General features: G+C 74.2%; 16 protein-coding genes. 9 read left to right on the top strand and 7 right to left on the bottom strand.

Annotated features, from left to right (window positions below):
* Positions 1–2 precede the first annotated feature (2 nt).
* Complete coding sequence (locus tag ACW0Q9_RS11000) at positions 3–947, top strand: ABC transporter substrate-binding protein (protein WP_456180206.1); 945 nt, start codon at positions 3–5, stop codon at positions 945–947.
* 55 nt (positions 948–1002) lie between these two features.
* Here ACW0Q9_RS11000 and ACW0Q9_RS10995 read toward each other — a convergent pair whose 3' ends face one another.
* Positions 1003–1560 (bottom strand): GNAT family N-acetyltransferase, encoded by a 558-nt coding sequence (locus ACW0Q9_RS10995; protein ID WP_456180204.1) that lies wholly within the window; start codon positions 1558–1560, stop codon positions 1003–1005.
* Positions 1557–3611 carry a penicillin acylase family protein gene (locus ACW0Q9_RS10990; protein WP_456180202.1) on the bottom strand — a complete coding sequence of 685 codons (2055 nt, stop codon included), beginning with the start codon at positions 3609–3611 and terminating at the stop codon, positions 1557–1559. The genes ACW0Q9_RS10995 and ACW0Q9_RS10990 overlap by 4 nt, the downstream gene beginning before the upstream one ends.
* Before the next feature lie 98 nt (positions 3612–3709).
* Between ACW0Q9_RS10990 and ACW0Q9_RS10985 the strand changes: the two genes are divergently transcribed.
* The 7 genes from ACW0Q9_RS10985 to ACW0Q9_RS10955 all read left to right on the top strand — a co-directional run bounded on the left by ACW0Q9_RS10985 (position 3710) and on the right by ACW0Q9_RS10955 (position 12462).
* Entirely contained in the window at positions 3710–4420 is a 711-nt protein-coding gene (locus tag ACW0Q9_RS10985) for a siderophore-interacting protein (RefSeq protein WP_456180200.1), read from the top strand.
* Positions 4417–5682, top strand: a complete 1266-nt coding sequence (locus tag ACW0Q9_RS10980) for an MFS transporter (RefSeq protein WP_456180198.1) — start codon at positions 4417–4419, stop codon at positions 5680–5682. The genes ACW0Q9_RS10985 and ACW0Q9_RS10980 overlap by 4 nt, the downstream gene beginning before the upstream one ends.
* A 92-nt stretch (positions 5683–5774) precedes the next feature.
* Positions 5775–7310 (top strand): pyridoxal phosphate-dependent decarboxylase family protein, encoded by a 1536-nt coding sequence (locus ACW0Q9_RS10975; RefSeq protein WP_456180196.1) that lies wholly within the window; start codon positions 5775–5777, stop codon positions 7308–7310.
* A gap of 25 nt (positions 7311–7335) precedes the next feature.
* Positions 7336–8628, top strand: coding sequence for a lysine N(6)-hydroxylase/L-ornithine N(5)-oxygenase family protein (locus tag ACW0Q9_RS10970; RefSeq protein ID WP_456180194.1), 1293 nt, complete (start codon positions 7336–7338; stop codon positions 8626–8628).
* A complete protein-coding gene (locus tag ACW0Q9_RS10965; RefSeq protein ID WP_456180192.1) occupies positions 8625–9185 on the top strand; it encodes a GNAT family N-acetyltransferase in 561 nt (186 codons plus the stop codon). Before ACW0Q9_RS10970 ends, ACW0Q9_RS10965 begins: the two co-directional genes overlap by 4 nt.
* 11 nt (positions 9186–9196) lie before the next feature.
* Positions 9197–10975, top strand: a complete 1779-nt coding sequence (locus ACW0Q9_RS10960; protein WP_456180190.1) for an IucA/IucC family protein — start codon at positions 9197–9199, stop codon at positions 10973–10975.
* Positions 10972–12462, top strand: coding sequence for an MFS transporter (locus tag ACW0Q9_RS10955; protein WP_456180188.1), 1491 nt, complete (start codon positions 10972–10974; stop codon positions 12460–12462). Before ACW0Q9_RS10960 ends, ACW0Q9_RS10955 begins: the two co-directional genes overlap by 4 nt.
* Before the next feature lie 24 nt (positions 12463–12486).
* On the opposite strand, the gene ACW0Q9_RS10950 is transcribed toward ACW0Q9_RS10955, so the two are convergent.
* From ACW0Q9_RS10950 to ACW0Q9_RS10935, 4 genes are all read right to left on the bottom strand, one after another.
* Entirely contained in the window at positions 12487–13746 is a 1260-nt protein-coding gene (locus ACW0Q9_RS10950; protein WP_456180186.1) for an Nramp family divalent metal transporter, read from the bottom strand.
* A gap of 27 nt (positions 13747–13773) precedes the next feature.
* On the bottom strand, positions 13774–13956 hold the full coding sequence (locus tag ACW0Q9_RS10945; protein WP_456180184.1) for a hypothetical protein: 183 nt from the start codon (positions 13954–13956) through the stop codon (positions 13774–13776).
* 64 nt (positions 13957–14020) lie between these two features.
* Positions 14021–14890, bottom strand: a complete 870-nt coding sequence (locus tag ACW0Q9_RS10940; RefSeq protein WP_456180182.1) for a manganese catalase family protein — start codon at positions 14888–14890, stop codon at positions 14021–14023.
* 28 nt (positions 14891–14918) lie between these two features.
* Positions 14919–15677: a sensor histidine kinase gene (locus ACW0Q9_RS10935; protein ID WP_456180180.1), complete on the bottom strand. Its 759-nt coding sequence runs from the start codon at positions 15675–15677 to the stop codon at positions 14919–14921.
* Positions 15678–15741: 64 nt separating this feature from the next.
* On the opposite strand from ACW0Q9_RS10935, the gene ACW0Q9_RS10930 reads away from it, so the two are divergent.
* Complete coding sequence (locus ACW0Q9_RS10930) at positions 15742–16401, top strand: response regulator transcription factor (protein ID WP_456180178.1); 660 nt, start codon at positions 15742–15744, stop codon at positions 16399–16401.
* A gap of 63 nt (positions 16402–16464) precedes the next feature.
* On the opposite strand, the gene ACW0Q9_RS10925 is transcribed toward ACW0Q9_RS10930, so the two are convergent.
* Positions 16465–17112: a hypothetical protein gene (locus ACW0Q9_RS10925; RefSeq protein ID WP_091263986.1), complete on the bottom strand. Its 648-nt coding sequence runs from the start codon at positions 17110–17112 to the stop codon at positions 16465–16467.
* Positions 17113–17354 lie beyond the last annotated feature (242 nt).

Here is a 17354-nt window from a genome sequence, read left to right as displayed (position 1 = left end):
TCATGCGTCGTCTCGCCGCCGCTCTCACCGCGGCCCTCGCCCTGGGCGTGGGCCTCACCGCCTGCGGGGAGAGCGATCCCGTCGCCGGCACCAGCGCCGGGGAGACCCGGGAAATCACCCACGCGATGGGCACCAGCAAGGTGCCCGCCGAGCCGAAGCGCGTGGTGGTGCTCGACACCGACAAGATCGACACCGCGCTCTCGCTGGGCGTCACCCCGGTCGGCGCGGCCACCGCCGGCGAGGCGAAGAGCTGGCCCACCTACTTCGGCGCCGACAAGCTCGCCGGCATCAAGGAGGTCGGGGTGCTCACCGAGCCCGACCTGGAGGCGATCAACGCGCTCAAGCCGGACCTGATCCTCGGCAGCAAGTTCCGCCAGGAGAAGTTCTACGACGAGCTGTCCGCGATCGCCCCGACCGTCTTCACCGAGAAGGTGGGCATCACCTGGAAGGAGAACTTCCTCCTCGACGGCAAGGCCCTCGGCAAGGAGCAGCAGGCCAAGGATCTGCTGGCCACGTACGAGAAGCGGGCGAAGGACTTCGGCGCGAAGCTCGGCGACGCGTCGTCGCGGAAGGTCTCCATCGTGCGCTTCATCCCGGGCAACATCCGGGTCTACGGCCCGGACTCGTTCTCCGGCATCGTGATCGGTGACACCGGCCTGGGCCGGCCCCAGCGGCAGCTGCTGGAGGGCAAGGAGGACAAGCGCTTCGACCTGGTCAGCCCCGAGCGGGTCAACGAGGTCGACGGCGACGTGGTCTTCGTGACCGCGTACGGCGAGAAGGCCGCCGCCGAGCAGGCGAAGGTCACCGCCGGCAGCCTCTGGAAGGGCCTGTCCGCGGTGAAGGCGGGCAAGGCGCACGTGGTCTCCGACGAGGTCTGGATGACCGGCATCGGCGTCGGCGCCGCCAACAAGATCCTCGACGACCTGGAGAAGTACCTGGCCGCCTGAGCCACCGCAGTCGTCCGCGCCCGCCCGGCCCCGTGCCGGGCGGGCGCTGTCGTCGTCAGGCCGGGACCGGGTGGTCGGCCTCGAACCGGTCGCGGGTGAGGAAGGCGAGCTGGGCCCGCTTGTCCGGCATGTCGATCTCGGCGTCGAAGGTGAAGCCCTCCCGCTCCAGCCGGCGCAGCGCGCGCTCGTTGCGCACGTCCGGCTCGACGACGATGCGCTGCCGGGTGGGGTCGGTGAAGAGGAACCGGGCCAGGGCGGGCCCGACCGCCGAGGTGAGGCCCGGCAGTTGCCGGCCCGGCGCGAGCAGCAGGTGCATCCCGACGTCGCCGGGCCGGACCGGGTAGCGCTCGCCGACCGGGTCGGCCTCGGGCCGGTAGGTCTGGAACAGGCCGACCGGCGTCCCGTCCAGGGTGATCAGGTAGGCGTGGTGCGTGGCCAGGCCGTCGAGGAACTCGTAGACCTCCCGCACGTCCGCCTCGGTGTGGTCGCCCATGCCCCAGAACCGGGCCCACGGCTGGGTCACCCAGCCGTGCAGCAGCGCCGCGTCCGCCGCCGGGTCGACCGGGACGAGCCGCAGCTCGCCGAGGTCGGGCAGCTTCTCCTGGTACGTCATGACGGGTCTCCCTCTCGGATGGGTCCGGTGTCGGGCACCGGGATCAGCTCGCCGGCCGCCCAGCGCGGCAGTTGGTCGTCGAAGTGCGGATCGCCCGGCCGGCCGGAGGCGCCGAACGGCACCACCCAGCGGCTGCGCGAACGGTCGGTGAGGTCCCAGACGTAGCGGGCCACCGGGCCGCGCCAGCAGGCGTCGGAGACGCCGGGGACGCTGGAGGTGGCGAGCACGCAGTCGGTGTCGCCGCCGAGGGCCACCCGGTCGCGCATCGCCGCCACCGCGGCGTCGACCTCGGGCGCCACGCCGAGGTGCACCGGGTGCAGCCGGTGCCGGGCGCCCCACGCCGGGGCCGGACCCGCCGCCGCCACCTCGGAGAGCGCCGCCGCGGCGACCGCGACGACGTCCACCCCGAGCCGGTCCGCGCCGCTGACCAGGCCGTCGAGGGCGTGCCCGAGCCGCGCCAGGGGGTCGGTCCACGGCGCGAAGAGGCCGTCGTACCGGGCCGGGGTGCGCAGCGGGCGCAGCCGGGGATGGTCGTGCAGCCGGCGGACCAGCGCGTTCCGCCAGGCCGCCCAGGCGCCGGCGTCGGTGCTGTCGGCGGCCATCCGGCCGTTCCAGGCGCGCAGCCGCCGGCGCAGCGTCCGGGTGGCCGGGTCGAGCGCCGTCGGGTCGAGCCGGTCGAGCACCGCCCGCAGCGGCTCGACCGCCAGCCGGGTGTCGACGTGCACGGCGTCGGACGGGACGTCGGCGGCGAGCAGGTCCCGGATCCGCGCGGCGCGGTGCGGGGGCGCGAAGTCCACCCCGAGGTCGGCCACGTCGTCGCGGCGGTCGTTGGCGCAGACCGCCGCCCCGGCCACCTCGACCGGCTTGGCCTCGGCGTACCGGCCGGACCACCGGTAGCGCGGCTCCCAGCCGGGCACCGGCACCCACCGGCAGCGGTCGTCGCGCAGCGGCACCAGCCCGGCGACGAGCTGCCGCACCCCGCCGTGCCGGTCCGCCACCAGCACGCTGTTGACCGGCTCGACCCAGCCGCGCAGCGCCTCGGTGACGTCGTCCACGGTCCGCGCCCGCAGCAGCGGCAGCAGCGCGTCGAAGCCGAGGTCCGCCTCGACCCGGGCCGGGACCCGCAGGCTGAGCGCCTCGCCGGTGTGCCGGTCGTGGTCGATCACCGGGCCGCGCGGGGTCTCGATCACCTCGACCGGCTCCGGGGCGGCGCCGCGGACCCGGATCCGCTCGACGTGGTGGCGGGCCGGCAGCCAGCCGTCGGCGTCGCGGACCAGCACCCGGCCCCCCTCGCGGCGCAGCTGCTCGCGGTAGACGTCCTGGTAGTCGGCCATCGCGTTGGTGACCGCCCAGGCCACCTCGCCGGCGTGGCCGAAGTGCGGCAGCCCCGGCACACCGGGGAAGGCGAACCCGAGCACGTCGAACTCGGGGCAGGCCAGTCGGACCTGCTGGTAGATGCCGGGCAGCTCCAGCACCCGGTGCGGGTCGCCGGCCAGCACCGGGCCCCGGCCGGCGGCCGGGTCGCCGGGCACCACCCAGGCGTTGCTGCCCGAGCCGCCCGGTCCCTCGACGGCGAACAGGCCGGTCGCCGCCGGGCCGAGGGTGGCCTCGACGTGGGCCCGCCAGAGCTTGTTGGGGAAGGTGCCGAAGAGGATGTGCTGGACCAGGAAGACGCCGAGCGGGGACCACGGCCGCCACCGGCCGGGGGTGCGGCCGCTCGCCGCGAACTCGGGCGCGCCGGCCGCGCCCTCGGCGAGCCCGTCGTTCACCCCGTCCACGTACGCGGTGACCCAGCGGCGGGTGGCGGGGGAGAGCCGGCGGAAGCAGCGGGCGGCGGTGTCGGCCAGGCGGGCCCGCCGGGCGAACCGGTCCCAGCCCAGTTCGGCGGGGCCCAGGTGTTCGGCGAGCCGGCCCTCGGCGCGCCAGCGTTCCACCTCGATCTGCCAGGCCCGGTCCAGCGCGGCGGCCCGGCCCTGGAGCCGGGCCAGCTCCTCGACGGTGTCGCCCCACAACTGCGGTACGCCCCAGGCGTCGCGACGGATGCCGGTCACCGGCCGGCCGTCGCGGACACGTCACCGGCCGGCCACATCATGAACATCAACTTAGGTTACCCTCCCCTAACTAAGCCAGACCTTACTGGAGGGGTCACGTGAAGCGGAACTGGGAAGCCCTGGTGCTGCGGGCCATGGGTGGGCGGAACTTCCGGCTCACCGTGCTCGGCACCGAACCGGTCGGCGACCGGTACCGGCGGTTGCTGATGGACGGCGGCGGCCTGCTGGAGGCCTGCGGGGTGCACCCCACCATGTGGATCCGGCTCTGGTTCGACAACGACGGCAAGCCGCACCAGCGGGCGTACACCCTGGTCGACCCGGACCCGGCCACCGGACGGTTCCACCTGGAGTTCGCCCTGCACGACGGGTGCGCCGCCCGCTGGGCCGAGACCGCGGCCGCCGGCGACACCATCGAGGCCACCGTGCAGGGCAGCGCCTTCGCCCTGCCCGAGCCCGCCCCGCGGCACCTCTACCTGGTCGGCGACGCCGCCTCGCTGCCGGCGGTGAACAGCCTGCTCGACGCCGCGGCCGACGTGCCGGCCACGGTCTGGTTGGAGTACGCCCACGACGGCGAGCGGGCGCTGACGCCGCGCGCCCGGGACCACCACGAGGTCACCTGGATCCCGCGCGGCGCGGACGGCGAGGGTCTCGTGAAGATCGTCCGGGACGCGCTGCCGGCCAGCGACGACGCGCACTACTGGGTGGCCGCCGAAGCGGCCAGCACCCGGGACATCACCCGCCACCTGCGCCGCACGCTCGGTGTGGGGAAGCACCAGGTGACCTCGCTCGGCTACTGGAGCGTCCGGTGACCGGCCGCCTCGGCACGCTGACCACGCTCTACGTCACCCAGTACCTCGGGGTGGGCTTCATCACCGTCGGGCTGACCGCGATCCTGCGCGACGGCGGCACCTCGCTGGAGACCCTGGCGCTGCTCCAGATCGTCGGTCTGGTGTGGCCGGTCAAGTTCCTCTGGGCCCCGCTCCTCGACCGGTACGGCTCGCGCCACCGGGGCCACTACCGCTCCTGGCTGCTGGTGCTCCAGACCGGGCTGGTGCTGGCGCTGGCCGCGCTGCTGCCCTTCGACCGCCCGGCCGACCGGCTCGGCCCGGTGGTCGCGGTCTGCCTGGCGTACGTGCTGCTCTCCGCCACCCAGGACATCGCGGTGGACGCCGTGGCCGTGCGGCTGCTCCCGGCCCGGGCCCGCGGCGCCGGCAACGGCATCCAGGTCGCCGCGAGCTACCTGGGGAACCTGCTCGGCGGCGGTGCCTGCGTGGTGGTCTACGACCGGTACGGCTGGCGGCCGGCGATCCTGCTGCTGGCCGCGCTGACCGCGGTCGGCCTGCTGGTGGTGTGGCGGTTCCGCGAGCCGCCCCGCACCGACCGGGTGCCCTCCACCGCGCAGGCGTACCGGGCGCTGCTGTCCGTGTTCGCCCAGCCCGGCTGCCGGTGGTGGACCTTCGGCGTGGTGCCGCTGCTCTACGTCGGGGCCGGGGCGGCGTACGCGCTCGTCAGCCCGGCGCTGGTGGACGCCGGCTGGTCGCTGGGGCGGATCGGGGTGGTCACCGGCGTGGTGACCAGCGTGCCGGCGATCGCGGCCGGCCTCCTGGCCGGGCTCGGCATCGGCCGGTACGGCCGCGGCCGGGTACTGGTGGTGGCCGGCGCCGCGCTCGCGGTGTCCACGCTGCTCCTGCTGCCGCTGCTCACCGGCCGCGCGCCGCTGGCCGGGACCGTGGTCGCGCTCTGCCTCTTCCTCGCCGCCTACACGGTCGCCAACGTGGTGCTCTACACGGTCAACATGGACTACTCCCGGCCCGAGACCGGCGGCGCCGACTTCACGGTGCTGTCCTCGTTCGGGCTGATCTGCTCCTTCGTGGCGGCCTCGGCAGGGCTGGCCGCGGCCGAATACCTGGGGTACCCGGCGGTCGCCCTCGGCTGCGTCGTGCTGGTCGGTCTCGCCGTGCTGGCCGGCGTGGTCCACCAGCGACGTTTCCCCGCGGCAGCGCGGCCGGCGGCCGCCGACGGGACCGATCGCGGCGTGGCGTCGCCCGACCTCTTGACCCCGGCAAGTTAGGTTAGGGTAACCTAACTCGCGATCAACTCCGGACCGCCCGTGCCGTCCGCACCGTTGCCGTCGTGTCCGCTTCCGACCACTGAGGACTGCCCATGAGCCTGCCCGGAGCAACCGTTCCGGCCCCCTCGGCCGGCGCCGGCCCGGCCGCCCCCCGGGACCACCTGTTCACCCCCCGCTCGCTGGACCGCTACCGCAGCGTGCTGGCCGAGGGGGTCGAGCGGGTGGCCCGCCGGGTGGCCACGGCCGACCGGCCGTTCACCGGGGTCGGCCCGGACGATCTCGCCCCGCGCGTGGCGGCGGTCGACCTCGACCGCCCGCTCGGTGACGCCGGCGCGGCCCTCGACGAACTGCACGACGTCTACCTGCGCGACGCCGTGTACTTCCACCACCCCCGCTACCTGGCCCACCTGAACTGCCCGGTGGTGATCCCCGCGCTGCTCGGCGAGGCCGTGCTCAGCGCCGTCAACTCCTCGCTGGACACCTGGGACCAGAGCGCCGGCGGCACGCTGATCGAGCGCCGGCTGGTCGACTGGACCGCCGAGCGGATCGGGCTCGGTCCCGCCGCCGACGGCGTGTTCACCAGCGGCGGCACCCACTCCAACCTCCAGGCGCTGCTGCTGGCCCGGGAGGAGGCCCGGTCCCGCGCCGGCCTGCGGCCCGGACCCGAGGCGCTGTCCCGGCTGCGGGTGCTCACCTCCGCCGCCGGCCACTTCAGCGTGCAGAAGGCGGCCCGGCTGCTCGGCCTCGGCCCCGACGCGGTCCGCACCGTCGACACCGACGCGCAGCGGCGGATGCGTCCCGACGCGCTCGCCCGGGAGATCGCCCGCTGCCGGGCGGACGGGCTGCTGGTGATGGCCGTGGTCGCCACCGCCGGCACCACCGACTTCGGCAGCATCGACCCGCTGCCGCAGGTCGCCGACATCTGCGCGGCGGCCGGCGTGTGGCTGCACGTCGACGCCGCGTACGGCTGCGGGCTGCTGGTCTCGCCCACCCGCCGGCACCTGCTCGACGGGATCGAGCGGGCCGACTCGGTGACCGTCGACTTCCACAAGTCCTTCTTCCAGCCGGTCAGCTCCAGCGCCGTGCTGGTCCGCGACGGCCGGACGCTGCGGCACGCCACCTGGCACGCCGACTACCTCAACCCGGCGCGCGCCGTCGAGCAGCGCATCCCCAACCAGGTCGACAAGAGCCTCCAGACCACCCGCCGCTTCGACGCGCTCAAGCTCTGGCTCACCCTGCGGATCATGGGGGCGGACGCCGTCGGCGCGCTCTTCGACGAGGTGGTCGACCGGGCCGGCGAGGCCTGGCACCTGCTCGACGCCGACCCCCGCTTCGAGGTGGTCACCCGGCCGACGCTGAGCACCCTGGTGTTCCGCTGGCGCCCCGCCGGCCTGGCCGCCGATCTGGTGGACGACGCCAACCTGTACGCGCGCGAGGCGCTCGCCGCGTCCGGCGCCGCGCTCGTGGCGGGCACCCGGGTCGACGGCGCCCACTACCTGAAGTTCACCCTGCTCAACCCGGAGACCACCGGGGACGACGTCGCCGCCGTCCTCGACCTGATCGCCGAACACGCCGGCTGGTACGCCCGCACCCGCACCGCCGACGAGCTGTCCTGCCCGGTCGGCTGACCGGCCGTCCGTCCTGGAGAAACCCATGTCGACCCACGACTTCATCGCCGTCGGGCTGGGCCCGTACAACCTCGGCCTGGCCTGCCTGACCGCCCCGATCGACGACCTCGACGGCCTCTTCCTGGAGGCCCGCACCGACGTCGACTGGCATCCCGGCATGCTGCTGGAGAGCGCCCACCTGCAGACCCCGTTCCTCGCCGACCTGGTGACGCTCGCCGACCCGACCTCGCCGTACTCGTTCCTCAGCTATCTCAAGGAGACCGGGCGGCTCTACCCGTTCTACATCCGGGAGAACTTCTTCCCGCTGCGCAGCGAGTTCGACGCGTACTGCCGGTGGGCGGCCGCCAAGCTGCCCACCGTCCGGTTCGGACACGAGGTCACCGCGATCGAGTACGACCCGACCGACGACCGGTACGTGGTGCACGCCCGGGTGGACGGGCGGCAGGTCACCCACCGGGCCCGCCGGCTGGTGCTCGGCACCGGCACCCCGCCGCACGTGCCGCCGGCCTGCGCCGGGCTGGGCGGCGACGTGATCCACAACTCGCGGTACCGGGAGCACCGGGCAGCGCTGCGCGCGAAGCGGAGCATCACCGTGATCGGCAGCGGACAGAGCGCCGCCGAGATCTACCACGACCTGCTCGCCGACATCGACACCCACGGCTACCAGCTGAACTGGGTGACCCGCTCGCCGCGCTTCTTCCCGCTCGAATACACCAAGCTCACGCTGGAGATGACCTCCCCGGACTACGTGGACTACTTCCACGCCCTGCCCGAGCCGACCCGCTACCGGCTCGAAGCGGAGCAGAAGGGGCTGTTCAAGGGGATCGACGCGGAGCTGATCAACGCGATCTTCGACCTGCTCTACGTGAAGAGCGTCGGCGGCCAGGTGCCCACCCGGCTGCTCACCAACACCGAGCTGACCGACGCCGCGTACGACCCGGCGGGCGGGACGTACACGCTCGGGCTGCACCACGTCGAGCAGGGCCGCGACTTCACCCTGGAGACCGAGGGGCTGGTGCTGGCCACCGGCTACCGCTACCGGGTGCCCGCCTTCCTCGACCCGGTCCGCGACCGGCTCCGCTTCGACGGCCAGGGCCGCTTCGACGTGGCCCGCAACTACAGCATCGACCACACCGGACGGGGCGTCTTCCTCCAGAACGCCGGCACCCACACGCACAGCGTCACCTCGCCCGACCTGGGCATGGGCGCCTACCGCAACTCCTGGATCATTCGCGAGCTCACCGGCCGCGAGCACTACCCGATCGAGAAGAGCATCACCTTCCAGGAGTTCGGCGCTCCCGCCGGGGTGGCCTCATGACCGCACCCACGCACCACCGGCACGACCCGCGCCTCGGCGAGTTCAGCCTCCGCCCGCTCGACCCGGACGCCGACGCCCCGCTGCTGCACGGCTGGGTCACCCACCCCAAGGCGGTGTTCTGGATGATGCAGGACGCCGACGTCGAGCGGGTGGCCGAGGAGTACCGGCGGATCGCGGCGCACCCGCACCACGACGCGTACCTCGGGTGCTGGCAGGGCCGGCCGGCGTTCCTCGCCGAGCGCTACGACCCGGCCCGCGTCGAGCTGGTCGGCCTCTACGACCCGGCCGAGGGCGACGTCGGGATGCACTTCCTCTGCGCGCCCGCCGAGACGCCGGTCCACGGCTTCACCCTCGCCGTGATCACCACGGTGCTGGACTGGCTCTTCGCCGACCCGGCCACCCGCCGGGTGGTGGTCGAGCCCGACGTGCGCAACACCGCCGTGCACGCGCTGAACGCGGCCGTCGGCTTCCGCGTCGTCGGCCCGATCACCAAGCCCGAGAAGACCGCCCTGCTCAGCGTCTGCACCCGCGAGCAGTTCCTGGCCGCCACCCGTTGAGAGGTACCCGCGTGACCACCCCCTCCGCCGCCGTCGACCACCTCACCCCCGAGCTGTGGGCCGCCGCCAACCGCCAGCTGGTCCGCAAGGCCCTGGCCGAGTTCGCCCACGAACGGCTGATCACCCCCGAGCCGCAGGGCGCCGGCCACTACCGGGTACGCAGCGACGACGGCACCGCCGAGTACCGCTTCGCGGCCCGGCAGCTGAGCCTGCACCACTGGTGGATCGACCCCGCCGGCCTGACCCGGCACGTCGACGGGCGGGAAGCCCCACTGGACGCCGTCGACCTCTGCCTGGAGCTGCGCGGTTCGCTCGGCCTCACCGACGCCGTCCTGCCCGTCTACCTGGAGGAGATCACCTCCACCCTGGCCGCGCTCGCCTACAAGCTGGCCCGGCCCGAGCTGGACGCCGCCGAGCTGGTCAAGGCGGACTTCCAGCAGATCGAGACGGCGATGACCGAGGGCCACCCGTGCTTCGTGGCCAACAGCGGCCGGATCGGCTTCGGCGTGCACGACCACCACCGGTACGCCCCGGAGGCCGGCCGGCCGGTCCGGCTGCTCTGGCTCGCCGCGCACCGGGACCACACCACCTTCACCTGCGCCGCCGACCTGGACTACGACACGCACGTCCGGGCCGAACTCGGCGAGGAGACCCTGGCGGGCTTCGAGCGCACCCTCACCGGGCTCGGCCTCGACCCGGCCGACTACCTGCTGCTGCCCGTGCACCCCTGGCAGTGGTGGAACAAGCTGGCCGTCACCTTCGCCGGTGAGGTCGCCCGGCGGCACCTCGTGCCGCTCGGCGAGGGGCCGGACGAGCACCTGGCCCAGCAGTCGGTACGCACCTTCTTCAACGTCACCGACCCGAGCCGGCACTACGTGAAGACCGCGCTCTCGGTGCTCAACATGGGCTTCATGCGGGGGCTGTCCGCCGCGTACATGGAGCACACCCCGGCCATCAACGACTGGCTGGCCGGCCTGATCGCCGCCGACCCGGTGTTCCGGCGTAGCGGGCTGTCGATCATCCGGGAGCGGGCCGCGATCGGCTACCGGCACCGGCAGTTCGAGGCGGCGACCGACCGGTACTCGCCGTACCGCAAGATGCTCGCCGCGCTCTGGCGGGAGAGCCCGGTGCCCGGGCTGGAGCCGGGCCGGCGGCTGGCCACCATGGCGTCGCTGCTGCACGTCGACCGGGCCGGGCGCTCGTTCACCGGTGCGCTGATCGCCGGGTCCGGGCTGGCCCCGGCGGAGTGGCTGCGCCGCTACCTGGACGCCTACCTCGTCCCGGTGCTGCACGCGCTCCACGCCTACGACCTGGCGTTCATGCCGCACGGCGAGAACGTCATCCTCGTGCTCCGCGACGGCGTGGTCGAGCGGGTCGTCTTCAAGGACATCGCCGAGGAGATCGTGGTGATGGACCCGGAGGCCGACCTGCCCGAGGCGGTCCACCGGATCCGCGCCGCCGTGCCCGAGGACGAGAAGGTGCTCTGCGTCTTCACCGACGTGTTCGACTCGTTCCTGCGCCACCTCAACGCGATCCTGGCCACCGAGGGGATCCTCGACGAGGAGACCTTCTGGCGCACCGTGGCCGAGTGCGTCAGCGCCTACACGGCGTCGGTGCCGCACCTGGCCGAGCGGCACGACCTGTTCGCCCCGGAGTTCGCGCTCTCCTGCCTGAACCGGCTGCAACTGCGCAACAACCAGCAGATGGTCGACCTGGCGGACCCGTCGGCGGCGCTCCAGTTCGTCGGGACGCTGGCCAACCCGCTCGCCCCGTACGCTCCGCGGCCGTGAGCGCCCTCGCCGCGCCGGTCGCCCCGGCCGGGCCGGCGGTCCTGCGGCACCGCTGGTGGATCCTGGCCGTGCTCTGCCTGGCCCAGGTCACCGTGGTGCTGGACAACACCGTGCTCACCGTGGCGGTGCCGGTGCTCACCACCGAGCTGGGCGCCAGCACCAGCGACATCCAGTGGATCATCAACGCGTACGCCCTGGTCCTGTCCGGCCTGCTGATCAGCGCCGGCAGCGCGGCCGACCGGTACGGCCGGCGGCGGATGCTGCTGGTCGGTCTGGTGCTGTTCGGGGCCGGCTCGCTGGCCGCCGGGCTGGCCACCACCACCGGCCAGCTCATCGCGGCCCGGGCCGGAATGGGCGTCGGCGGCGCGCTGCTGGTCACCGCCACCCTCGCGGTGGCCGTCCAGGTCTTCGAGGGGCCGGCGCGGCAGCGGGCCATCGGGGTGTGGGCGGCGACCAGCGCGCTGGGCTTCGCCGTCGGGCCGCCGGTCGGCGGGACGATCCTCGCCCACCTGCCCTGGCAGGCCATCTTCCTGGTGAACGTGCCGGTGGTGCTGGTCTGCCTGGTGGCCGTCCGGCTGCTGGTGCCGGAGTCCCGCAAGGCGGCCACCGGTCGCCTCGACGTGCTCGGCGTGCTGCTCTCCACGGCCGGGCTCACCGGCGTGGTGTGGGCCATCACCGCCGGGCCGGAGGAGGGCTGGGCCGCCCCGGCGGTGCTCGGCGCGGCCGCCGCCGGCGCCGTGCTGCTCGGCCTCTTCGTCGCCTGGGAGCACCGGGCCGCCGACCCGATGCTGGACATGGGGCTGTTCCGCAACCCCCGGTTCACGGGCGCGGTCTCCGGGGTCGTGCTGATCACCTTCGGCGCGACCGGCGCGCTGTTCCTGCTCACCCAGCAGTTGCAGTTCGTCCGGGGCTATCCGGCCTGGGAGGCCGGGCTGCGGATGGCACCGTTCGCGCTCTCCATCGTGCTGCTCAACCTGACCGGCGTGGCCGCCGCGCTGATCGGCCGGATGGGGCGGCCGGCGGCGGTCGCCGTCGGGATGGCGCTGCTCGCCGTCGGACTGCTGGCCGTCACGTACACCCCCGGCGACGGCTATCCGGCGCTGCTCACCGGCCTGCTGCTGATGGGCGCCGGCTGCGCGCTGGCCAACCCGGCGATCGTCGAGGCGGTGGTGAGCGCGCTGCCGCCGGAGCGGGCCGGCGCCGGGGCGGGTGTCGACGGCACCATGACCGAGGTCGGCGGCAGCCTGGGCGTGGCCGTGCTGGGCGCGGTGCTCAACGCGCGGTTCGCCGCCCTGCTGCCGGCCGCGCTGGCCGGGGCCGGCTCGTTCCCGGCCGCGCTGGCCGCCGCCGGCTCGGACGACGAGCGCGCGCTGGTCCGGGACGCCTTCCGGGTGGCGCTGGAGACCGGGCAGACGGCGGGGGCGGCGGCCGTGCTGGCCGGTGGCCTGGTCACCGCGTACCTGCTGCACCGCGCCCGGCACCGGTGACGGCGCCGGGCGCGGTGCACGCCGTCAGGCGACGAGTTGCCGGAGCAGGAAGAGGTTGAGCGCCACCACGAGGGCGGTGATCACCACGGCCGCGGCGGTGGTGGCCGGGCGGTTGACCAGGCCGCCCATCAGGTCCCGACGGCGGGTGAAGGCCACCACCGGGATGAGGGCGAACGGGATGCCGAAGCTCAGCACCACCTGTGACAGCACCAGGGCCCGGGTCGGGTCCACGCCGACGGCCAGCACCAGCAGCGCGGGCAGCAGGGTGACCAGCCGGCGCACGGCGAGGGGGATCCGGCGGCGCAGGAAGCCCTGCATGATGACCTCGCCGGCGTAGGTGCCGACGCTGGTCGACGCCAGCCCGGAGAAGAGCAGGGCGACGGCGAAGCCGAGCGCCGCCACCGCGCCCAGGGAGCCGGCCAGGCCGGCGTGGACGCCCTCCAGGGTGTCGGTGCCGGGGATCGTGCTGCCGTGGAAGGTGGCCGCCGCGACGAGGAGCATGGCGAGGTTGACCGCGCCGGCGGTGCTGAGGGCGAGCAGCACGTCGGTGCGCAGGCCCTTCGCCACGATCCGCCGCTCGGCCTCGTCGGCCGCCGGGATGCGGTTCGGCGTCAGCGCCGAGTGCACGTAGATGACGTGCGGCATGACGGTCGCGCCGAGGATGCCGGCGGCCAGCAGCATGCTGTCGGTGTTCTGCGCGCGGGGCAGCAGCCCGCCGGCCGCGGCGGACACGTCGGGCTGCGCGGTGAGCAGGTTCACCGCGAAGGCCAGGACGATCACCCCGAGCAGGACCGCGATGGCGATCTCGAAGGCCCGGAAGCCGCGCTGGCGCAGCGCCAGGACGGCGAACGCGGCCGCGCCGATGATGAGGCCGCCGGGCAGCAGCGGGACGCCGAAGAGCAGGTGGAGGGCGACCGCGCCACCGATGACCTCGGCCAGGTCGGTGGCCATGGCCACCAGTTCGGCCTGGACCCACATGACCCGGTTGACCGGCCGGGGCAGGTGCTCGCGGCACAGTTCGGGCAGGCTGCGCCCGGTCGCCAGGCCGAGCTTGGCGGTGAGCGTCTGCACCAGCATGGCGGCCAGGTTCGCCGCCACCACGACCCAGACGAGCAGGTAGCCGTAGCGGGCCCCGGCGGTGGAGTTGGTGGCGAAGTTGCCCGGGTCGACGTAGGCGACCGCGGCCACGAAGGCCGGCCCGAGCAGGATGAGGCGCCCGCGTACCCTGCCCCGGGCGCGGGCGGTCCGCAGCGGTGACGCGATGGTGATGTCGTTCGTGACCACGGTGTGCTCCTTGGCGGGGCGGACGGATCAGGCGGGTTCGCGCTCGGGTGCCGGCTGCGGCGCCGGGTCCCGGTCCAGCGCGTCGGCGACCGGGACGAGCGCCGTGAGGGCGGCCAGCGCGAGGACCGCGGGCAGGGCCAGCCCGACGCTCGCGGCGCCGGCTGTGAGCAGGGCGAATACGGCCACCCGGGTGCGGTTGGCGGTGGACATGGCGACTCCCGGGAGTGGAGCCGCGGCGCCGGGCCGTGGTGCGGCCGGCCCGGCGCCGGCGGCGTCAGGTGAGCTTGCTCTTGACCTTGGTGGCGACCTTGCCGGCCATGCCGGGGTTGGTTCCGTACAGGCGCGGGTCGCCCGGGGGCAGCACCGGCTCCGGGGCGTGCGCCCGCGGGCTGTGGTCGTAGCGGAACTCGCCCTTGCCGTCCGGGCTGGGGCCGGAGGCCCACCGGCCCTCGGCGGCGTCCTGGCCCGGCGAGAAGTCCAGGTACGTGTAGCTGAACTCCTCGGTGAACTCCTTCGAGTCCGGGAAGGCGTCCGGCACCGGCATCTCCTCCAGGCCGTCCTCCTTGAGCTGCTCGATGGCCGCCATCCACATGTTCTGGTGCATGGTGTCCCGGGCCAGCAGGAAGCGGAGCATCTGCTTGACCCCGGGGTCGTCGGTCATGTTGAACAGGCGGGACACCTGGAGCCGGCCCTGGGCCTCGGCGGTGACGTTGAGCTGGAAGTCGGCCATCAGGTTGCCGCTGGCGGTGATGAAGTTGCCGTTCCACGGCACGCCGTTGCTGTCGGTGGGCAGCGCGCCGCCGCCGCCGTGGATGAAGTGCGCCGGGTTCGACCCGCCGTAGATCGCGCCGACCATCGGGTTGTCCTCGGCGGCCTCGGCGAGCGACAGCGGTGCGTTCTCCAGCAGCCGGGTGATCATCGTGGCGATCATCTCGACGTGGCCCATCTCCTCGGTGCCGACGTCGAGCAGCAGGTCCTTGTACTTGCCGGGCAGCCGACAGTTCCAGCCCTGGTAGAGGTACTGGTTCGCCACGGTCATCTCGCCCCACTTGCCGCCCAGGATCTCCTGCAGGCGGCGGGCGAACGCGGCGTCCGGTCCGTCCGGCTTCGCCTCGAACTGCAGGTCCTTCATGTGCGTGAACATCACATCTCCTCAAAGTCGCGGTGCCTCCTCACCGCGGTTCCCGATCCGGCGGCACGCCGGGGCCGTTCCCCGGCCCCGCCGGGCCGACCCGCACCGGCACGGGCAGTCGGACGTCGACGGCCAGACCGCCGGAGCGCGGCCGGCGGACCCGCAGCGTCCCCCGGTAGGAGTCGACGAGCCGGCGGACGATCCACAGGCCGAGGCCGGACCCGGCGGACGACGGCGCCGGGTGGGCGAGCGCGGCGCGCAGCGTGGCGTCGGGCGCGCCCCGGTCCACCACCGAGACCGTCAGCGCGCCGGGACTCGCGGTGGCCCGGATCAGCACGGCGCCGCCCGCCGGACCGTGCCGCAGCGCGTTGTCGACGAGGTTGGTGAGGATCTGCCGCAGCGGGCGCTCGGGCACCGCCAGGGCGGCGGCCGTGCCGCTCACCCGGGTCCGCAGCGGTCGGCCGCCGGGCGCGCCGGCGGCCACCACGCGGACCACCCGGGCCAGGGGGACCAGCCGCTCCTGGCCCGGACCGGGGGAGCGCCGCGGGTCGCCGAGGTCGTCCAGCAGCGCCCGCAGGTGTACGGCGTGCTCGTGGGCCAGTTCGGCGATCGCCCGGCGCTCCGGCGCGGTCAACGGCCGCCGGTCCTCGGTGAGGGCCCGGGTCAGCGCGGCCAGCGCCTGGACGGGCGTCCGCAGCTCGTGACAGAGCACCCGGACCAGCAGCCGCTCGTCCCGCTGGGGCGGCTCGTGCCGGGGCGGTGCCGGCACCCGTGGGGAGACACGCTGAGGCACTTTCATGAACCGAGCTTCCCGACATCGGCTCACATATGCCCTGTATCTTCCCGAAAGAGGGGGAAACGGGATGACCAAGGGGACGGTCCGGCTGGCCGTGGTGGACGACCACCCGCTGTTCGTCCGAGGGCTGGAACTGCTGCTGGCCAGCACCACCGACGGGCGGGCCGAGGTGGTCGGCTCCACCTGCGACGCCGCCGGGGCCGCCGCGCTGGTCAGCCGCTGCGTACCCGACCTGGCCCTGGTGGACCTGCACATGCCACCCCCCGGGGGCGCGCGGGCGATCGCGGCCATCCGGCGGACCTGCCCCCGGGTCCGGGTCCTGGCCATGTCCGGCTCGACCGACCCGGCGCCGGCCGTGGAGGCGCTGCGCTGCGGGGCCGAGGGCTACCTGCCGAAGAGCAGCGAGCCCGAGGAACTGCTGCCGCCGTTGCTGGCCGTCCTGGACGGCTGGGCGGTGCTCCCCGGGGCGCTGCTGCGGCGGCTGCTCGGTCCCGCCCGGACGCCCGGGGTCAACCTCGACGACGAGGAGCGCCGGCTGCTCCGGGCGGTGGCCGCCGGTCTGGGCACGGTGGAGATCGCCGAACGCCTGCACACCTCGGAGCGCACGGTGAAACGGATGACCGCCGCGCTGCTGCGCAAGCTGCGCGTGACCACCCGGGTGGAGGCCGCCGCCCTGGCCGGGCGTGCCGGCCTGCTCGACGACGAGACGGTTCCGGGCGGCCGCTGACCAGGGGGGACGCGGACGAGCGGCCGCCCGGGGAGGGGCGGCCGCTCGTGGGGGCTGGTCGGGTCAGGCGGCGGTGGACCAGATGGCGCGGAACGCGGCGGCCTCGCCGGCCAGCCACTGCTCGACCTGCTCCGGCTTGACGTCGGCCGGCATCCGGTGGGACTCGCCGCGCCGGACGTCGACCAGCACCGGCTCGGCGTGCGGCAGGACCGCGTCCATGTGCCGGGCCATCAGGTGCAGCGTGGCCAGCGTGGTCTCCTCGCTCGGCGGAGCCTCGTCGAAGTGCAGCCGGATCGCCTCGGCGCGACCGTCGGCGTAGCGCACGCCGAACTGCGGGTTGATCTTCACGGGCAGGTCGCCCAGCATGGCCAGCGCGTCGCGGGTCTGCGCCAGGTCGACGCCGGCCGGCTCGCCCAGCGAGTGCAGCCAGGTGGTCGCGCCGGGCACCAGGGCCTCGTAGAGCGGGCGCCAGCGCGGCTTGACCAGGTCGGCGACCTGGGCCAGGTGGGTGCCGCCGGTGTGGAAGGCGACGTCGGCCTTGAGCGCCTTGACGAACTGGCCGTGCGGGTTGAAGCCGTGCCGGCTCGCCCGCTGCTTGCGCAGGCCGCCCACGAAGGTGGCCTTGGTCGGCCCGGTGCGGTCCACGTAGCGGGTGAACCCGAGGAGGGTGGCGTAGGGGGTGACAGGGGCGGCGGAGGTGGGCGCAGTCACGAGCATCCTCCCAGGTCAAAAGCTCGATTAGTACATACATTCTAATCGACGGGTCTGACATCGCCCAGGGGTGGAAGCCGGCACTCTGACGGGCGGCGGAAAATCTTGCTCGCGGGCGACAACCCTTCCGGTCCCCGGGGTCTGGACAGGGTTATGACTCACCTCACCGGCACCTGGATCCTCGTACCCGCTGCTCTCATCGCGGTGACCGCGGCCGGCTGCGCCCCCGCTCGGCAGTCTCT

The organism is Micromonospora sp. I033 (assembly GCF_053890995.1).
The sequence above is the reverse complement of the archived record's forward strand: the minus strand, read 5'-3'. Positions and strand labels throughout refer to the sequence as shown.

Excerpts from the sequence above, each read along its gene's own strand:
- ACW0Q9_RS11000 (WP_456180206.1), top strand. The coding sequence starts at position 3 with ATGCGTCGTCTCGCCGCCGCTCTCACCGCGGCCCTCGCCCTGGGCGTG.
- ACW0Q9_RS10995 (WP_456180204.1), bottom strand. The coding sequence starts at position 1,560 with ATGACGTACCAGGAGAAGCTGCCCGACCTCGGCGAGCTGCGGCTCGTC.
- ACW0Q9_RS10975 (WP_456180196.1), top strand. The coding sequence starts at position 5,775 with ATGAGCCTGCCCGGAGCAACCGTTCCGGCCCCCTCGGCCGGCGCCGGC.
- ACW0Q9_RS10970 (WP_456180194.1), top strand. The coding sequence starts at position 7,336 with ATGTCGACCCACGACTTCATCGCCGTCGGGCTGGGCCCGTACAACCTC.
- ACW0Q9_RS10965 (WP_456180192.1), top strand. The coding sequence starts at position 8,625 with ATGACCGCACCCACGCACCACCGGCACGACCCGCGCCTCGGCGAGTTC.
- ACW0Q9_RS10945 (WP_456180184.1), bottom strand. The coding sequence starts at position 13,956 with ATGTCCACCGCCAACCGCACCCGGGTGGCCGTATTCGCCCTGCTCACA.
- ACW0Q9_RS10940 (WP_456180182.1), bottom strand. The coding sequence starts at position 14,890 with ATGTTCACGCACATGAAGGACCTGCAGTTCGAGGCGAAGCCGGACGGA.
- ACW0Q9_RS10935 (WP_456180180.1), bottom strand. The coding sequence starts at position 15,677 with ATGAAAGTGCCTCAGCGTGTCTCCCCACGGGTGCCGGCACCGCCCCGG.
- ACW0Q9_RS10930 (WP_456180178.1), top strand. The coding sequence starts at position 15,742 with ATGACCAAGGGGACGGTCCGGCTGGCCGTGGTGGACGACCACCCGCTG.